At 68.7% G+C, this 233-nt stretch carries 1 protein-coding gene; it reads right to left on the bottom strand.

The genetic code is table 11. The annotated features are described in order from the left end of the window. On the bottom strand, window positions 1-233 hold a 233-nt coding region (locus ACSNOH_RS35420; RefSeq protein WP_436725533.1), incomplete at both ends, for an AMP-binding protein.

The raw sequence follows: 233 nt of genomic DNA, 5'->3' as shown, positions 1-233 counted from the left end.
GGCGGGACCAGGGCCAGGTGGTCATCGAGAACGTAGGCCCGCATGCCGTCCATGGGCCGGCCGATCGGCACCCCATCATTCACCTCACCGCTCACGACGTACCGGGTGGCGAACGTGGTGGTCTCCGTCGGGCCGTAACCATTAACGACGTCCAGGCCGGGGTGGGCGTCGAGGACCCGCCGCACCGCGACAGGCGAGACCACATCACCACCAGCCCACACCTGCTCCACACC

Origin of the sequence: Streptomyces sp. URMC 127 (assembly GCF_051386535.1) — a bacterium.
In the GTDB taxonomy this organism is placed as follows: domain Bacteria; phylum Actinomycetota; class Actinomycetes; order Streptomycetales; family Streptomycetaceae; genus Streptomyces.
The sequence above is the reverse complement of the archived record's forward strand: the minus strand, read 5'-3'. Positions and strand labels throughout refer to the sequence as shown.